Here is a 16,687-nt window from a genome sequence, read left to right as displayed (position 1 = left end):
ACTTATTTCACAGCCGCCCCATGTATAAAAAAGTCATACGTCCGCTGCTGTTCGAGCTTTCGCCCGAGCTGATACACCGTATCGTCGTGGTGATGCTGCGGGTCGTGCATTACGTTCCGGGAGCGCGGCAACTGCTCCGGACCTGTTTTACGGTCCGGCATCCGTCGCTCGAGCGCGAGGTGTTCGGCATCAAATTCCCGAACCCGGTCGGCATCGCCGCCGGATTCGACAAGGACGCCGAGGTATACGACGAGCTGCTGTCGCTGGGCTTCGGTTTTACCGAAGTGGGGACCGTCACGCCCAAGGGACAGCCGGGCAATCCGCGGCCGCGGCTTTTCCGCCTGCCGCTCGACGAGGCGCTGATCAACCGGATGGGCTTCAACAACCGGGGCATGGAGAATGCCGTGCGCAATCTCCGCCACCGCAAGCGCCGTCAGGTAATCGGCGCAAGCCTGGGCAAGAACACGGCGACTCCGAACGAATCGGCCCCGGCCGACTATCTGAAGCTGTTCCGGTCGCTCTACCAGTACGTCGACTATTTCGTCATCAACGTCAGCTGTCCCAACGTCCGCAACCTGACCCATCTGCAAGACAAGGAGACGCTGAAGGAAATCCTGCGCGGGCTGCTCGACTTCCGGCGCGGACAGAACCAGTACCGTCCGATCCTGCTCAAGATCTCCCCCGACCTGACGACCGCCCAGCTCGACGACGTGATCGCCCTGATGCAAGAGGGCGGAATCGACGGCATCGTAGCGACCAACACCACTACCAGCCGCGAAGGATTGGCGACCGATTCCCGCACGCTGGCCGACATCGGCAACGGAGGAGTGAGCGGAGCTCCCCTGACCCGGCGCTCGCTCGAAACGGTTCGCTACATTCACGAAAAGACCGAAGGCCGTTTCCCGATCATCGGCGTCGGCGGCATCATGACCGAGGACGACGCGGTAGCCATGCTCGACGCAGGCGCCGATCTGATACAGGTCTATACCGGCTTCATCTACAACGGCCCGGCTTTCGTCAAACGCATCTGCAAGCGGCTCCGCCTCGAAGCCGACAAACGGTCGGTCGGAGAGCAACGGGCCGACAACGCCGGCGAGTAAGAACAGACCGCGTCCGGACAAGCCGTCGAACGCCTTTCCCGCTTTCCGATCCGCCCCGCCGTTTCGGAAGGCGGGGCGACAAATCGTTCCGCAACCATACGGAGAGGATTACGCATGCCGTAGCGGCCGGCGGCCCGAAGGCTCGTACCGACGATAGAAGACCGTAAGCAACACGAAGCCGGCCAGCGCGAACGGAGCGCCGATCAAAGCCGGATACTCGTATCCCAGACCGGCTTCCAGCGGCAAGCCGCCGCAATAGGCTCCGATCGCATTGCCCAGGTTGAACGCCACTTGGACGCTGGCCGCCCCGAGCAGCTCGCCGCCCTCGGAATGGCGCAGCAGCAGGAGCTGCTGAGGACTCGACACCGCGAACAGCCCGGTCGTGCAGACGCACATCAGCGCGACGGCAAGCCATGTAACCCGAGCGCAGAAAAAGGTCAGCAGCAGGGCAACGCAAATAGTCCCCTGCGCCCAAGCGGCCACCCGCCCCGGCGTATAGCGGTCCGACAGGCGGCCGCCGGCCAAGTTGCCTGCGAACATGCCGAATCCGGCCAGCACCATCAGCGCCGAAACGCCGGCCGCCGGGAAACCCGCAACGCGAGTCAGCAGCGGATTGATATAGCTGTACCAGCAGAATACGCCTCCGTTGCCCAACAGCGTCGCTCCGAGTAACAGCCAGGGCGCCTTTTTGCGAAAGAAACGGAATTGCCCCTTGAAGCCGGTATCGGGCAAACCGCCGACCTGCGGCACCCAACGCCAGACGAACAGCAGCACGACCAACCCCCAACAGCCCACCAGCAGGAAAGTAGCCCGCCAGGACAGCGCCTCGCTGAGCGTCGTGCCGAGCGGCACGCCGAACAGGTTGGCGACCGTCATGCCCGCGATCATGATCGACACGGCCTCGGCGCCTTTTCCCTTGTCGGCCAGCTTCTCGGCAACGATCGAGCCCACGCCGAAATAGGCTCCGTGAGGCAGTCCCGAAACGAAGCGCGCCAACATCAGCACGCCGTAGCCGGGCGCAACCGCAGCGCACAGATTGCCCGCGATCATCAGGCATACCAATATCAGCAAAATCCGCTTGAGCGGAAGCCGACGCGCGAAAATCAGCGCCGGGGCCCCGACGCACACGCCGAGCGCATAGGCGGAAATCAGATGCCCGGCAGTCGCTATGCTCACATGCAAGTCTCCGGCGACATAAGGCAAAATCGCCATCATGACGAACTCGGCTATGCCGAGCGCGAGCGTTCCGAAAGCCAGCGCGACAAGACTCTTTTTCATACGGTCCCCTTATTTTTCCGGCGGCAAAAGTAATACAACTTTGATTCCCGGAACACGCCGCCGGGCTCGTTTTTTTCAAAAGAGCCTCGACGAGGTACGCAGGGCACGACGCGCCGGCATCCCTGCCGCTCTTCAGGGGACAAAAGGCGGAAGCGGCCCGCGAGAGCTTGGCTATTCCGAAACAAGAGCGTACCTTTGCCGCAGCATACGACACGGAAGGCACGCGACCGGACACCCGCACAAAGCTCTGCTCGAATGCGCGCCGTTTCCGTAACATAATCATCAGGCACTTATGCAGGCAGAAATCATCACCATAGGCGACGAAATCCTGATCGGACAGATCGTCGACACGAACTCGGCCTGGCTGGGCGAGAAGCTCAACGCGGCGGGCATACGAATCCACCGGATCACGTCGGTCTCCGATACGGCCCGGCACATAGAGCAGGCCGTCGGCGAGGCGCTGAAGCGCTCCGACGTCGTGATCTGCACCGGCGGCCTCGGCCCGACGAAAGACGACATCACGAAACATACGCTCGCACGCATGTTCGGCATGGCGCTCGTGCGCGACGAAGCCGTCTACGAGCAGGTACGCAGGATGACCGAGCTGCGGCATATCGATTTCAACGAGCTGAATCAGGCTCAAGCGCTCGTGCCCGAAGGCTGCGTCGTGCTGCCGAACCGCTGCGGAACGGCTCCCGGCATGTGGTTCGAGCGCGACGGCCGCGTGCTCGTCTCGCTGCCCGGCGTCCCGTTCGAGATGAAAGCGCTCGTCGACGAGCAGGTGCTGCCGCGCCTTTGCGAGCATTTCCGCTTCCGGGCCATCGTGCACCGGACGGCCATTACGTTCGGCATGGCCGAGTCGATACTGGCCGAGACGATCGCCGGCTGGGAAAGCGCGCTGCCCGGCTACCTGCATCTGGCCTACCTGCCCAGCGCGCTGTGCATCCGCCTGCGCCTGTCGGCCTACGAGATCGACCGGGAAGAGGCCGAGCGGGAAATCGGCAGGCAATTCGAACAGTTGGAGCGAATCATCCCCTACAGCATCGTCGGATACGGGGACGTCTCGCTCGAGAGCATAACGGGGGACCTGCTCCGCGCTCGCGGGGCGACCGTCGCAACGGCCGAGTCGTGCACGGGCGGCAACATCGCCCGCCGCTTCACGGCCCTGCCCGGCGCCTCGGACTACTTCCGGGGCGGCGTGGTAGCATACTCGAACGACGTGAAGCGCTCGTTGCTCGGCGTAAACGGGGGCGATCTGGAGCGCTTCGGAGCCGTCAGCCGTCCCGTCGCCGAGCAAATGGCCGAGGGCGTCCGCCGGGCGACAGGCTCCGTGTACGGCATCGCCACGACCGGCGTCGCAGGGCCTTCGGGCGGCACGCCCGACAAGCCGGTCGGCACGGTCTGGATGGCCGTATCGGGCCCCGAGGGCACCTTCTCGCTCCGGATGACGTTCGGATCGCTGCGCAGCCAGAACATCGAGCGTGCCTCGTCGCACGCGATCAACCTGCTCCGCCTTCGCCTGTGCGGAGCGCCCGATCACGGACTCGGTACGATCCGGTACTGAAAGCGCGGGCAGCCAAGGTACAGCGCAACGGCCGTACCATCCGGCATAGGTCACGCGCATGGGAAGTAACGCGGCAGGGGTGCGCAGCTTCTTCAAGCTCTCTCCCGTACCGCTTCTGCCCGACGGCTCACCCCGAAACCCGGACAGCGCAGACTTACCCGCCTGCGCTGTCCGGACCGAACATCCGTCCGTTTACGGCTTCGGCCGATCGAATCGGAAGCCCACCTGCTCCCGAGGCAGGTGCATGCCGGTACGCGCCTGCTGCTGCAAATCGAGCTGGATCCGGTCGTACTGCGTTTCCCATTCCAGCAACATGCGGTCGTAGCGGACCGCTACGACGTCCCAGTGGATCGGACGGTTCTCCGCATGCCACAGGTCCCGATGAAACAGTTTGAGTTCCTTGGTCATATCCCTGAGCGAGCCGAGGCGGCTGGCATAGGGCATAACCAGGTCGTACAGCGCCGTGTTGACCGCATATCCCCGGTCGTCGTCGCGCACCACCGCGTCGTACAAATCGGACATCTCGTCGGCCGCACGGCACAGGCCCGGCCGTGTCAGCGTCACGGAGCGCTCGATGCCCGAGCGCGACTCTTTCACATCCGTCCGAACGCCGATCAGCTCATCGGTCAGCGTCGAGGCGGCGAAAAAGTCTTCTTCGTCGCCGGAGCATATCCGGACGGTCAGTCGCTCGCCGAGATCGAAATCGCGTTCGCCGAGACATACCTCGGCCGGATAAGGGACCAGCGGCAACCTGCCGTCCTCGAACGGCCCGCGCGGTCGGACTTCCGCCCGGACGACCGGAATCGTCAGTACGGCCGCCAGCAAGGATAAAACAAATCGCTTCATTTATCGGTTCGGTTTAGGTTCGGTCAGACGAAAATAAGCATTTTCCGCGACATAGCCGACAAGCAACCCTACAACGTCCCACTTTTTCGGCCGATAAGACGGCCGGTTTTTCAGCGTTCTTTCCGACACACCGGCAGCAGACGACTTTTTGCCTGAGGATTTTTTTATTCGGAGAATAATCGCTAAATTTGCCGTTCCTTTTGGAGTACAATGTTTAAAAGAAACTTGTCTTATGAAAATTTGTGAAATCACGGGTAAGACGGCACAGGTGGGCAACAACGTGTCGCACTCGAACAAGAAGTCCAAGAGGCGTTTCAATCCGAACCTGAAGACGAAACGCTTCTGGAACGAGGAGGAAGGCCGCTGGATCACGCTCAAGGTGACTGCCCACGGCATGAAAACCATCAACAAGAAAGGTTTGGCAGCAGCTCTCAAAGAGGCCGCCGCTCCCAAATCGCTGTATTAATCCCTAAACAGAAACCGAAATGGCAAAGAAAGGCAATCGGGTCCAGGTGATTCTCGAATGCACGGAACAGAAGGAAAGCGGTCTGCCCGGCATGTCGCGGTACATCACGACCAAGAACAAGAAAAACACGCCCGACAGAATGGAGCGCAAGAAGTACAATCCGATTCTCAAGCGGGTAACCATTCACCGAGAAATTAAATAGGCTTGAACCATGGCAAAGAAAGTAGTCGCAACGCTGAAAACCGGAACCGGTAAAGCATTCACGAAGTGTATTAAGATGGTGAAATCCGACAAGACCGGCGCATACGCCTTCAAGACCGAGGTCGTTCCCAACGAGCAGGTAAAGGATTTCTTCGCGGCCAAGAAATAGCCGAATCGCCGTCTTATTACAAAAAGCTTCTTAAGTTTTAAGAAGCTTTTTGTATTTTTGACGGTGCGGTATCTCCGGAACGAAAAGACGCTTCGTAGGGGGGAAGCAGATACGCCACCCCGAGTCGCGCGAGTTCGGGGAGATGCAGAGTACGGGAAAGCGCAGAGCTCCGACCGAACCAAGCCCCAAGGCAGAAAACCGTTCCGAGCCACGACAGCGGATGCCGAGAGCGCCGGACGAGCAACAAGGCGCCGGACAACAGCTTGCCAAGCGCAGTCCGACGTTGCCGCCCCGTACAGCCGAAAGGCGCCGACGACAGATCCTGAAAACCGAGTAAACAAAGCAACACGCGATATGGGAATTTTCAACTTTTTCTCCAAAAAGGAAAACAAGGAGGACTTGAACAAGGGTCTCGAAAAGACCAAGGAGGGCGTTTTCTCGAAACTGGCCCGCGCGGTCGCAGGCAAATCGAAGGTCGACGACGAAGTGCTCGACAACCTGGAGGAGGTGTTGATCACCTCCGACGTAGGCGTCGACACGACGCTGCGCATCATCGAACGGATCGAAAAGCGCGTGGCCGAGGACAAGTACATGAATACGGCCGAGCTGAACGGCATTCTCCGCAGCGAAATCACCGCCCTGCTCGAGGAGAACCGTCTCGAGGGCGAGCAGGGATTCGACTACGGAAAAAAGGACGGGATGCCCTACGTCGTGATGGTGGTAGGCGTCAACGGAGCCGGCAAGACCACGACGATCGGCAAGCTCGCATCGAAGCTCCGGCAGGCGGGCCAAAAAGTCTACATCGGCGCGGCGGACACGTTCCGGGCTGCTGCGATCGACCAGCTGGCCGTCTGGGCCGAGCGGGCCGGCGCGACGATGATCCGGCAGGACATGGGCTCCGACCCCGCATCGGTCGCTTTCGACACGCTGCGCAGCGCCGTAGCGAACGGCGCGGACGTCGTGCTGATCGACACGGCCGGCCGGCTGCACAACAAGATCGGACTGATGAACGAGCTGACCAAGATCCGCAACGTCATGGCCAAAGTGATTCCCGGCGCTCCGCACGACGTGATGCTCGTGCTGGACGGTTCGACGGGCCAGAACGCTTTCGAGCAGGCCAAGCAGTTCACCCAAGCGACGCAGGTCACCTCGCTCGCCATCACGAAGCTCGACGGTACGGCCAAGGGCGGCGTCGTGATCGGCATCAGCGACCAGTTCAAGATACCCGTCCGTTTCATCGGCGTGGGCGAAGGGATCGACCAGTTGCAGGCTTTCGACCGCAAGGAGTTCGTCGACAGTTTGTTCGGAAAGTAGCTACCCGCTTCCGCAGAACACTCGGCCGGGAATATTTCCGTCCCGGTCCGAGGCAGACCGCAGGCGCGGCATGCCGGTCGGTCGACCGGCAACCGTACGGAGCGGGAAAAAACTTTCTCCGGAAGCCAGTCCCGCCGTCGTCCGACAATCCTATCGCCACCCTGAATCCGCTCCGCCGCCGTAAACGTCCGCGCACGGGGCCGCATATCCCGAACATACCGTCCGCAGCCGGAATCGCGCAGAAATCCCGCGCGATCATGCGGCCGAAATAACTCGTGTACGTCGGAAGCCCGGCCATACGGCCCGACTACCCTCGGCCGACTCGCCCGCGCCTTTTCCCCCGCAGCCCGGGCCCGCCTCGACGAGCACCGCTCAAAACCGCCGCGATACGGGGCATGTCGTTTCCCGTATCGCGGCGGCGACAAAACAGATCGTGAAGATCGGAATGCAAATTCCCTATCGCTTCCTGAGCGAGGCGCCCCGGCCGACCGATTGCGAAACGATCGCCGCATCGCCTCCGTAAACGACGCTCGACCCGCCGGTCGCGACGACGCTCAGCTCGCCGGTTACCTCCACGTCGGCCGAGCCCGCACCCGAGCAGGAAACGCTCGCATGCTGCACCGTCAGCGCGGTTGCGTCCGAACGCGCGGCCCCCGAGCATTCGACATTCAGATCGACCGTTTCGCCCGAAACCGTCGCCTGCGAAGCCCCCGACAAACGGACGCCCGTATGTCCGGCATCGCGCACCCCGACTTTGACATTCGACGCGCCGCTGCACGTCATCCGCACGTCATCGCTCCGCACATCGACCGACGCGTTGGACGCCCCGGACAACTGCATCAAAAAAGCCTCGTCGAAGTGAGCCTTCAGATCGGCCGACGAAGCGCCGCTCAGCTTCAGCTCGCCCCGTCCGGCGCTCACGCTCAGCCCGCGGGCGGAAGACGCCCCGCTCAACGCGCCGTCGAAACGCGCTCCGGCGTCGAACTCGTCGCCGGTCGTCAGCTTCGAAGCGCCCGAAAGCCTCAGATACGTCAGCTCCGGCATCCGGACGACAGCCGACAACTTCACGTCCTTCATATCGAACGAACTGTTTTTGCGACCGCGGTCCGGCTGCACGAACTCCAGCATCAGGTTTCCGCCCGAAACGAACACGCGGACGCAATCCTCGAACCGCGTATCGTAAGATACCTCGACCGAACAACCGTCCGAACGGATCAGCGTCACGTCGTACACGCTGCCGGCCACGATTCCCGTGAATTCCGGCACGTCGATCTTTTTCGTCACCGTCGTTGCGGACGCGGGCTGCATAAGCAGGCCGAACGCCGCGAGCAAAAGCCATTTTCTCATCGTATCGTTTTTTAGGGATGAATATTCGAAACGGTCGCCGCAAGGCTTCTTATCGTTTCCTGAGCGAGCTTGCTCGGCTCACGGACTGCGAAACGATCCTCGCATCGCCCGAATAGGTTACCCGCGAGGCGCCGGTCACGCTGACGTCGAGCTCGCCGGACACGTTCAGATCGACCGAGCAGGCGCCAGTACAACCAACCCGCGCCCGACGGGCGTTCAATGCGGCAGTATTTACGCGACCGGCTCCGCTGCTCTCAATCGTCAGACTACCCGTCCGCCCGGTAACCGTTACGGAGGGAGCTCCCGTCGCCCCGACATAGGAATAAGAAGCATCGGATATGTTTAACCGTAACGAGGCGGCTCCGATCGTCTCGGCCCGCACGCTCACGCCGGTCTCCGAGACGATAGCCCGGGCTGCCCCCGATACCACATAGAGCGATTCGTCGAACTTCCCGTCGATCCGGACCGAAGCCGCGCCGCTGATATCCCAATTCCCGGACTCTCCTCCGACACACAGCTCCGACAACGAAGCCGCGCCGCTGATACGCCCGTCGAAACGTTCTCCGGCATCGAACCGGCCCGATGTCTCCATGCGGCATGCGCCGCCGATCTCCAAATAGCTCAGCACGGGAAGTCGAACGACCGCCTTCGGGCGGAGGTCGGAAAATTTCTTGCGTTCGGCGGAAGACCAGCCCGACTGATCGATCTCCAGCACGAGACGCCCCTGTTTCACCACGATCCGCAGATCGTCGGCCATATCGGCCTCGCAGGTCACCTCGGCCGAGCAGACGTCGGCACGGATCAGCGTCACGTCGTAGATGCCGCCGGCCACGACGCCCGTGAAACCGGACACCTCGATCTTTTTCGTAACCGGAGCCGCTCCGGAAGGCAGCAGCCATAGCGCCGCAAGGAATGCCACAAACCAGTTTCTCATCGTCTTATCGTTTTTCGTTCTCTACTGCTCGTCGGCGATCTGCGCCCTCAACTGCTTGACCGCATTGACTTTCAGTCCGAAATAGCGTCTCAGTATCCGTACTTTCTCGGCATCGTCCAGCTCGTCGGGCAACTGCTCGTACAGCGGAACCGCCTCGCAGTCGATTATCCGAATCGTACGGTTGATCTGGGACGTATCCGCTCCGGTGCGCAGGCAGAACGCCGTAATCTCCCGGTTCAGGGAATCCATATCGCGCTTGTACGCGGCGATCACACGCCGGACCGGGTCTCCCTGGCTATGTCCCGTGCGCAGCCACAACAGTCCGAGCACAACCGCGGCGGCGCAACCCGCCGCCCAAAAGCGCCGAAGCAATACGGAAGCCCCTCGTTCGGTTCCGCGGGCGAGCTTCGCCGCGAAACGCCCGCGATGCCCCTCGTCGAGCGGTTCCGTGTCGAATGCCGCCCGGTTCTTCTTGACAAACTCGCGCAAATTATCCATCCTTTTTCAGTATTTCCAGCAACCGGGCTTTGGCCCGGACATATTGGGAACGCACGGACGAGGCTTTCAGTCCCGTGATTTCGGCCGCCTCCTCGTAATCGTACCCCTCGAACAGCAGCAGCGAGAGCACCGCCCGGTAACCGGCAGGCAGCCGGCTCATCCCCCGGCGTATGCGCTCGACCTTCTCGGTCGCCTCGCCCTGGGAGTCGCCCAGCAGGCCGCTCCAACCGGCCTCCGTCTCCGCCTCGTCGGGTATGCGCTCCGCAAGGCTCCTTTCCGGGAAAAGCCTCCGCAGGGTTCTGCGTCTGCGGATCGCGTCGATCGAGGCCCGGACGCAGACCTTGACGAGCCAAGCCTCGATTCTGCCGTCCGAAGCGGAATCGGGCGTCGCACCGGGCACCGGCCCGGCAGGACTTCGGCGTAACCACTTGAGCAGCGTGTCGTGCATGATCTGCTCGGCCTCCGTCCGATCGCCGACGATCCTCAGGCTCGTATGGAACAGCCGCCCGGAATACCGGTCGTAGAGGCTGTCTATATCGGAAAGAAAAACCTTCATGTCGGAAACGCGCTTTCAATCATAATACGCAGGACGGAGTCGGCTGCTGCACCTCGCATCGAAAAAAAGCGGATCGTCCGTGAAGACGATCCGCCGATTTCCGTTTCGCCCGGACGATTATGCGCCGGCGATAGAAGGAGCCGTGTATACGCGGGCGGCCAGCTCCTTGTCGATCATATAGAGGCCCATCTTGCTGTCGTCGACCATTTTCAGCGAGTCGATGATATCCTGAGCGTTCTGTTCCTCCTCGACCTGCTCGTCGACGAACCAGACCAGCTTGTTGGCCGTAGCGAAATCCTTGTCGGCCTCGGCCTGACGGCACAGCGCGTCGATCATGGCGGTCACTTTCTTCTCATGGACGAGCGTCGCCTCGAAAGCGGCCAGCGGCGATTCCCACTCGCAGGGAACCTCGGCGATCGGGGCGAGCGTCACACGGCCGCCGCGCGCGAGCACGTAATCGACGAAAATCTGAGCATGATCCTGCTCCTCCTTGAACTGAACGGCGAACCAGTTGGCCACGCCCTTCATTCCCTTGGCGGAAAAGTGAATCGACATCGACAGATAGAGGTAAGCGGACCAAAACTCCGCATTGATCTGAGCGTTCAACGCTTTCTCCATTTTTTCACTCAACATGGCTTTGTTTTTTAATTACGGTATATTCGGGTAAGTTTCGTGCTTCTTACATACGCCAAAAATAATAAAAATAGTCGTACGAAAAACAATAATTTTCGCGGTCTCTCTGCCGTCGCGCGGAACGGCATTTCCGTCTACAAACCTGATTATCCGAAAAATGCACACTAAAATACGGTAAACCCGGAGAATCCCGAAGACCGAAAGCACGGCTCGGGAAAGCGAAACGCGTCGGCACGCGCCCGGAAAAACCGCCCGTACCGCTCGCCCCGCGCGGGCGCCTTGCAAACTTTTAGCTATTTTTGCAGCGAACAAAGACCAACCCATGAAACGCAAGATCAACGTCGTCACGCTCGGATGCGCCAAAAACAGGGTCGACTCGGAGCACCTGATGGCCCAGCTGCGGCACGACCGCTTCGAAGTCGTGTACGACTCGGATTCGACCGACGCGAAAATCGTCGTCGTCAATACCTGCGGATTCATCGGCGACGCGAAGCAGGAGTCGATCGACACGATCCTTTCCTTCGTCGCGGCCAAGAACCGGGGAGAAATCGAGCGCCTGTTCGTGATGGGATGCCTGTCGGAACGCTACAAGGAAGAGCTGCGGCCGGAGATTCCGGAAGTGGACGACTACTTCGGCGTGCGGGATATGGCCGACGTAGTCGCCGCGGTCGGCGGACAATGGCGCGAACATCTCGCGGGAGAGCGGATGCTGACGACTCCCCGGCATTACGCCTATCTGAAAATCTCGGAAGGCTGCGACCGCCGGTGCGGCTACTGCGCGATCCCGCTGATCCGGGGCCGGCACGTATCGGTCCCGATGGACGCTCTGGTCGCCGAGGCGGAAAAGCTCGCGGCCGGAGGAACCCGGGAGCTGATCGTCATCGCGCAGGACACGACCTATTACGGGCTCGACCTGTACGGCGAGCGGAAGCTCGGCGAGCTGCTGCGCCGGCTGTGCCGCATCGACGGCATCGAATGGATCCGGCTGCACTATGCCTACCCTGCTTCGTTCCCGCAGGACGCGATCGACGCGATGCGCGACGAGCCGAAGATATGCAAGTACCTCGACATCCCTTTCCAGCACATCAGCGACAGCCAGCTCCGCAGCATGCGGCGGGGAATCGACCGGGCGCAGACCTACGCGCTGATCGACAAGCTACGAAGCGAGATTCCCGGCATCGCGCTAAGGACCACGCTGCTCACGGGCTATCCGGACGAAAGCGAGGCCGACTTCGCCGAGCTCATGGAGTTCGTCGGGCGGGTCCGTTTCGAGCGGCTGGGCGTTTTCGCCTACTCGGAAGAAGAGGGGACCTATTCGGCGCAGCGCCTGTCGGACAACGTACCCGAAAAGACCAAAAGGCTGCGCGTCGAGCGGCTCATGGAACTCCAGAACGGCATCTCCCGCGAACTCAACATGCAGCGTCTCGGCACGACCGAGCGCGTAATCGTCGACGGCCGGGAAGACGGACTGCTCGTCGCGCGGTCGCAATTCGACTCGCCGGAGGTCGATACCGAAATACTGATCCGTACGCCGCAGGAGCTCGCCCCGGGCACCATGTGCACCGTAAGAATAACTCAGGCAGACGATTACGACCTGTACGCCACGATTTGCGACGAAATATAGCGGCAAGGTTTTTGGTATTTCAATAAAAAAGATTACTTTTGAATGGGTAATTTTAATTCCGTTCAAAAGAGATATGGACGACCGTACAAAGCTTGTCGAATCGCTGGGGAAGAAAATAGACCGAGTCCTCGACGACAACCGCAGGCTGAGGAGCGAAGCTCTCGGCCTGACCACCGAGCGAGACAGGCTTCTGCGGCAAAAGCGGGAAGCCGAGAATCGCATCCGTCTTCTGGAAAAACGGATTAAAACGCTGGAAACCGCCGGAGGCTTTCTCACGAGCCGCACCGACAGGCGGACGGCACGATTGCGCGTCAACAGGCTTTTGCGGGAAATTGACGGCTGCATCGCCCTGATGAACAAATAGATCAAACCTCTTCCCGGCAAGGGAAGGGAAGATATTTCGAGATGGCAGCGACAAGAAGAATATCGGTCAGGCTGGCGGGCAAGGAATACCCGATGACGATTCCTCAGGCCGAGGAGGAAAAGTACCGCCGCGCCGCCCGGGACATCAACTCGCTGATCGCCGCCTACAAAACGAGGTTCATGGCCGAGCCCGAGGATTATCTGGCCATGGCGGCCTTACAGGTGGCGGCAGACAAGGTCGATCTCGAAATGAAAGGGGAAATGACCGACCAAGCGGTCCGTCTGCAGGAAATCGAACGACGGATCGACGGTTACCTGAACGACATAAAGGAGTAGCTCCGCGTTCTTACGGACAACAGAGCGAGAGGTTCTTTACATACGCCAAGGAAGCAAAACCCGCATGGATTCCTTTTAAGCTTTGCGAAACTCAACACTATGATCGATTGGGGTCAAGCTCGGTAGCTCAAAAACAGGCCTTACCTTTCCCTTCGGGGAAAGTTTCCTCCCCCCGGAGGAACGTTGGAAGTTTGCGATTTACGGCAGCCCCACACATGACGGAACGGAGATTCGTCAAACAAGAGAAGAGGAACCCCATGCGGGTATTTTTTTACGCTAACGACAGACTTTTTATACGAACAAATAACTTTAACGAACTATGGATGTGCTAACAATTGTAATCATAACGCTCGTCACCTCGGCCGTCGCCGGCTATGCCGCCTCGAAGATCGCTTCGAAGGTCGTCAGGAAACGGGGCGAGAAGATCATCAAGGAGGCGGAGGCCGAAGGAGAAATGATCAAGAAGGAGAGGATTCTCCAAGCCAAGGAAAAGTTCATTCAGCTCAAGAGCGAGCACGACCGCGCGGTCAACGAGCGGAACCAGAAAATAGCGCAGAGCGAGCAGCGCGCCAAGCAGATCGAAAGCAACCTGCTCGCCCAGCAGGAGGAGCTCTCGAAGAAGACCAAGGAGGTCAACGCGGCCCGCGAGCACCTCGACGCGCAGCTTCAGGGCGTCGAGCGGCGCAAGGAGGAGCTCGACCGCAAGATCAAAGAGCAGAACGTCCGGCTCGAGCAGATCGGCGGACTGAGCAGCGAGGAAGCGAAGAACATCCTGATCGAAAACATGAAGGCCGAGGCCAAGACCGAAGCGATGACCTACGTCAACGAAGTCATGGAAGAGGCCAAGATGACCGCCGGCAAAGAGGCCAAGAAAATCGTCGTGCAGACGATTCAGCGCGTGGCTACCGAGGCGGCGATCGAAAACTCGGTCACGGTCTTCAATATCGACAGCGACGAGGTGAAGGGCCGCATTATCGGCCGCGAAGGCCGTAATATCCGGGCGCTGGAGGCAGCCACCGGCATCGAGATCATCGTCGACGACACGCCCGAAGCGATCATCCTGTCGGGCTTCGATCCCGTTCGCCGCGAAATCGCCCGGCTCGCGCTGCACCAGCTCGTGACCGACGGACGCATCCACCCGGCGCGTATCGAAGAGGTCGTAGCCAAGGTGCAGAAGCAGATCGAGGAAGAGATCATCGAGGCCGGCAAGCGGACGACGATCGATCTGGGCATACACGGACTGCACCCCGAGCTGATCCGGCTCATCGGCAAAATGAAATACCGCTCTTCCTACGGACAGAACCTGCTCCAGCACTCGCGCGAGGTAGCCAACCTGTGCGGCATCATGGCCGCCGAGCTCGGTCTGAACGCCAAGCTGGCCCGGCGCGCCGGACTGCTGCACGACATAGGCAAGGTTCCCGACGACGAGCCGGAGCTGCCGCACGCGATCATCGGCATGAAACTGGCCGAAAAGTTCAAGGAAAAGGCCGAAGTAACCAACGCGATCGGAGCGCACCACGACGAGATCGAAATGACGAACCTCATCTCGCCGATCGTTCAGGTTTGCGACGCGATTTCGGGAGCTCGGCCGGGAGCCCGCCGCGAGGTCGTCGAATCGTACATCAAGCGCCTCAAGGAGATGGAGGAAATGGCCCTCTCCTACCCCGGCGTGATGAAAACCTATGCCATTCAGGCCGGCCGCGAACTGCGGGTGATCGTCGGCAGCGAGAAGATCTCCGACCAGCAGGCCGACAGCCTGTCGCACGACATCGCCAAGAAGATTCAGGACGAGATGACTTACCCCGGTCAGGTCAAGATCACGGTGATCCGCGAGACGCGCTCGATCAGCTATGCGAAATAGCGCGCCCGGTCGCTGCAGATACATTCGGGAGAGAAGCCAGCCTACGGCTTCTCTCCTCCTTTTTCCCGGTTTCCTCTCAGGAATCCGTCCGGGCCGAAACGAACGGTCCAAACGACGGAAGACGGGCAAGACACGACATCCGGTACGATCAGGCATCCAATCAGGCTACATCGGTCCGACCCGGAGAGCAGCATCCTACGGTCGCCCGCCGGCAAACAGACCGCCGCATGCGACGAGCCGACCGGCACCTAAAAAACGGGATACTCGCGGGACAAACGGCGACACGGTCCGGTCTTTCCGGAAACGGTCCGGACCGTTTCCTTCTGTCGGGCGCTCCTGCGGACAACGATCCGCCGCTGCCAAACGGTGCAAGAGACCGATCCTTAGCCGTAACGGCAACCGATTCCCTGCCTGCCGATACGATGCAAACAAGACGTCCCAAGCACGGGAAACGAATCAAGATGGCGAATAATCGCCGGCATTCTCACAGAGAACTCATACGCTCGCCGACCGTGATTCGCGGCTGCCGGCCGCGAAGTTCAATTCCGACTCCTACCTTGACAGGAAAACTCGTACTGCGTCAAAATCCGACGACCGATACGGTACGACGCAAATCGGATACAGAAATAAAGCGCCATGCGACCGCAACGAATACCTGCGGTCAGAAACTTCCGAATCGGACGGACCATTCGGCGAAACTTCTTTCAAAACTTTGCTCCATTCGATGACCATCGATTCGGGATAGGAGCATGCCCCGGAACGACCACCGGCATACCTGCACAATAAAGACACGGAAACCGGGATCGGCCGAACATTCCCCTCCTCGACGAGACAGACCGGCCGGCCGTTCCCGATCGTCCGTTCAACGGGCAGGCCCCCTCGGGGCCTGCAAGAGGCTAAAAGGCGATTTCCCGCTCGGACAAGGCGGCCCGGATCTTCGGCGCGACCCGCCGGAAATCGGGCATCGAGGCCAATTCGTCGAGCGTAACCCAGCGGAAGCCGTCCGACTCGGCCCGGTCGATCACGACCCGAGGATCGCCGTCGAACAGGAAAACGAAGCGCATGTCGAAATGCCAATGTTCGTCCTCGCCCTTGCTCGGGCAGGGCGGAATGTAATGCCCGTCCGCATCGGCCGGAACCGGCAGCAAGGAGCCGCTCGGCGCGAGCAGCTCCAGCCGGTCCCGACCGATCCCCGTCTCCTCGCGCGCCTCCCGGAAAGCGGCATCGAGCACCGAAGCGTCGGAGGCTTCCACATGGCCGCCGGGCTGAAGCCACTTGCCGAGCTGCTTATGCTTGAGCAGCAGTACGCATCCGGTCTGCCGGCTGACGATCAGCGCGCCGGCGGTCAGGTGACCGACGAAATTCTTCCGGTCGTACAACGCCGGCGCGTCGAACGAGGCGACATAACGGACGAACGGCTCCATCGCGGCGCGCTCGTCCGGATACCGGGCCGTATAGGCCGCCAGCATGGTCTGTATTTCCGCTTTCGTATTCATGGTTCCCGTTTTTCGGCTCTGTCGGTTCAACGACCGCCTCTCCGTCTTAAGACGAACCGTTCCCGAACCGACATATGAGACTGTCATGGGCATGCCGCGCT

Annotated in this window: 18 protein-coding genes; 10 read left to right on the top strand and 8 right to left on the bottom strand. The window is 60.6% G+C overall.

The features are described from left to right. Positions 1–20: 20 nt before the first annotated feature. Positions 21–1,100 (top strand): quinone-dependent dihydroorotate dehydrogenase, encoded by a 1,080-nt coding sequence (locus NQ491_RS10150; RefSeq protein WP_019245668.1) that lies wholly within the window; start codon positions 21–23, stop codon positions 1,098–1,100. A 108-nt stretch (positions 1,101–1,208) separates the two neighbouring features. Here NQ491_RS10150 and araJ read toward each other — a convergent pair whose 3' ends face one another. After that, the gene (gene araJ / locus NQ491_RS10145) at positions 1,209–2,378 is read right to left on the bottom strand and encodes an MFS transporter AraJ (RefSeq protein ID WP_019245669.1); all 1,170 of its coding nucleotides are present in this window, start codon (positions 2,376–2,378) and stop codon (positions 1,209–1,211) included. 292 nt (positions 2,379–2,670) lie between these two features. On the opposite strand from araJ, the gene NQ491_RS10140 reads away from it, so the two are divergent. After that, positions 2,671–3,942 (top strand): competence/damage-inducible protein A, encoded by a 1,272-nt coding sequence (locus NQ491_RS10140; protein ID WP_019245670.1) that lies wholly within the window; start codon positions 2,671–2,673, stop codon positions 3,940–3,942. A 192-nt stretch (positions 3,943–4,134) separates the two neighbouring features. Here the strand turns inward: NQ491_RS10140 and NQ491_RS10135 are convergent, their stop codons facing one another. After that, entirely contained in the window at positions 4,135–4,788 is a 654-nt protein-coding gene (locus NQ491_RS10135; RefSeq protein WP_147524831.1) for a hypothetical protein, read from the bottom strand. A 232-nt stretch (positions 4,789–5,020) separates the two neighbouring features. On the opposite strand from NQ491_RS10135, the gene rpmB reads away from it, so the two are divergent. The 4 genes from rpmB to ftsY all read left to right on the top strand — a co-directional run bounded on the left by rpmB (position 5,021) and on the right by ftsY (position 6,938). Continuing rightward, complete coding sequence (gene rpmB / locus NQ491_RS10130; protein WP_019245672.1) at positions 5,021–5,254, top strand: 50S ribosomal protein L28; 234 nt, start codon at positions 5,021–5,023, stop codon at positions 5,252–5,254. Between the two features lie 19 nt (positions 5,255–5,273). Further along, complete coding sequence (rpmG, locus tag NQ491_RS10125) at positions 5,274–5,456, top strand: 50S ribosomal protein L33 (RefSeq protein ID WP_019245673.1); 183 nt, start codon at positions 5,274–5,276, stop codon at positions 5,454–5,456. 9 nt (positions 5,457–5,465) lie between these two features. Beyond that, on the top strand, positions 5,466–5,624 hold the full coding sequence (locus tag NQ491_RS10120; RefSeq protein WP_074431117.1) for a DUF4295 domain-containing protein: 159 nt from the start codon (positions 5,466–5,468) through the stop codon (positions 5,622–5,624). Between the two features lie 354 nt (positions 5,625–5,978). Beyond that, positions 5,979–6,938, top strand: a complete 960-nt coding sequence (ftsY, locus tag NQ491_RS10115; protein ID WP_019245675.1) for a signal recognition particle-docking protein FtsY — start codon at positions 5,979–5,981, stop codon at positions 6,936–6,938. A 456-nt stretch (positions 6,939–7,394) separates the two neighbouring features. On the opposite strand, the gene NQ491_RS10110 is transcribed toward ftsY, so the two are convergent. The 5 genes from NQ491_RS10110 to NQ491_RS10090 form a co-directional block, all read right to left on the bottom strand. Then, positions 7,395–8,285 (bottom strand): GIN domain-containing protein, encoded by an 891-nt coding sequence (locus NQ491_RS10110; protein WP_019245676.1) that lies wholly within the window; start codon positions 8,283–8,285, stop codon positions 7,395–7,397. A 49-nt stretch (positions 8,286–8,334) separates the two neighbouring features. Beyond that, a complete protein-coding gene (locus NQ491_RS10105) occupies positions 8,335–9,219 on the bottom strand; it encodes a GIN domain-containing protein (RefSeq protein WP_019245677.1) in 885 nt (294 codons plus the stop codon). A 21-nt stretch (positions 9,220–9,240) separates the two neighbouring features. After that, complete coding sequence (locus NQ491_RS10100) at positions 9,241–9,717, bottom strand: hypothetical protein (RefSeq protein WP_019245678.1); 477 nt, start codon at positions 9,715–9,717, stop codon at positions 9,241–9,243. Continuing rightward, positions 9,710–10,273 carry an RNA polymerase sigma factor gene (locus NQ491_RS10095; RefSeq protein ID WP_019245679.1) on the bottom strand — a complete coding sequence of 188 codons (564 nt, stop codon included), beginning with the start codon at positions 10,271–10,273 and terminating at the stop codon, positions 9,710–9,712. The genes NQ491_RS10100 and NQ491_RS10095 overlap by 8 nt, the downstream gene beginning before the upstream one ends. Before the next feature lie 117 nt (positions 10,274–10,390). Beyond that, positions 10,391–10,906: a ferritin gene (locus NQ491_RS10090; protein WP_026089613.1), complete on the bottom strand. Its 516-nt coding sequence runs from the start codon at positions 10,904–10,906 to the stop codon at positions 10,391–10,393. Positions 10,907–11,228: 322 nt separating this feature from the next. Here NQ491_RS10090 and rimO point away from each other — a divergent pair, with 322 nt between their 5' ends. From rimO to rny, 4 genes are all read left to right on the top strand, one after another. Continuing rightward, on the top strand, positions 11,229–12,530 hold the full coding sequence (rimO, locus tag NQ491_RS10085) for a 30S ribosomal protein S12 methylthiotransferase RimO (RefSeq protein WP_019245681.1): 1,302 nt from the start codon (positions 11,229–11,231) through the stop codon (positions 12,528–12,530). 73 nt (positions 12,531–12,603) lie between these two features. Continuing rightward, a complete protein-coding gene (locus NQ491_RS10080; RefSeq protein WP_019245682.1) occupies positions 12,604–12,894 on the top strand; it encodes a hypothetical protein in 291 nt (96 codons plus the stop codon). Between the two features lie 41 nt (positions 12,895–12,935). Next, positions 12,936–13,229 (top strand): cell division protein ZapA, encoded by a 294-nt coding sequence (locus tag NQ491_RS10075; RefSeq protein WP_034282839.1) that lies wholly within the window; start codon positions 12,936–12,938, stop codon positions 13,227–13,229. Positions 13,230–13,548: 319 nt separating this feature from the next. Continuing rightward, positions 13,549–15,090 (top strand): ribonuclease Y, encoded by a 1,542-nt coding sequence (rny, locus tag NQ491_RS10070; RefSeq protein ID WP_019245684.1) that lies wholly within the window; start codon positions 13,549–13,551, stop codon positions 15,088–15,090. Positions 15,091–15,986: 896 nt separating this feature from the next. On the opposite strand, the gene NQ491_RS10065 is transcribed toward rny, so the two are convergent. After that, positions 15,987–16,586: an NUDIX hydrolase gene (locus tag NQ491_RS10065; RefSeq protein ID WP_019245685.1), complete on the bottom strand. Its 600-nt coding sequence runs from the start codon at positions 16,584–16,586 to the stop codon at positions 15,987–15,989. Positions 16,587–16,687 lie beyond the last annotated feature (101 nt).

The sequence above is a fragment of the Alistipes ihumii AP11 genome, assembly GCF_025144665.1.
Classification (GTDB): domain Bacteria; phylum Bacteroidota; class Bacteroidia; order Bacteroidales; family Rikenellaceae; genus Alistipes_A; species Alistipes_A ihumii.
This window is presented reverse-complemented; position numbering and strand designations above follow the sequence as displayed.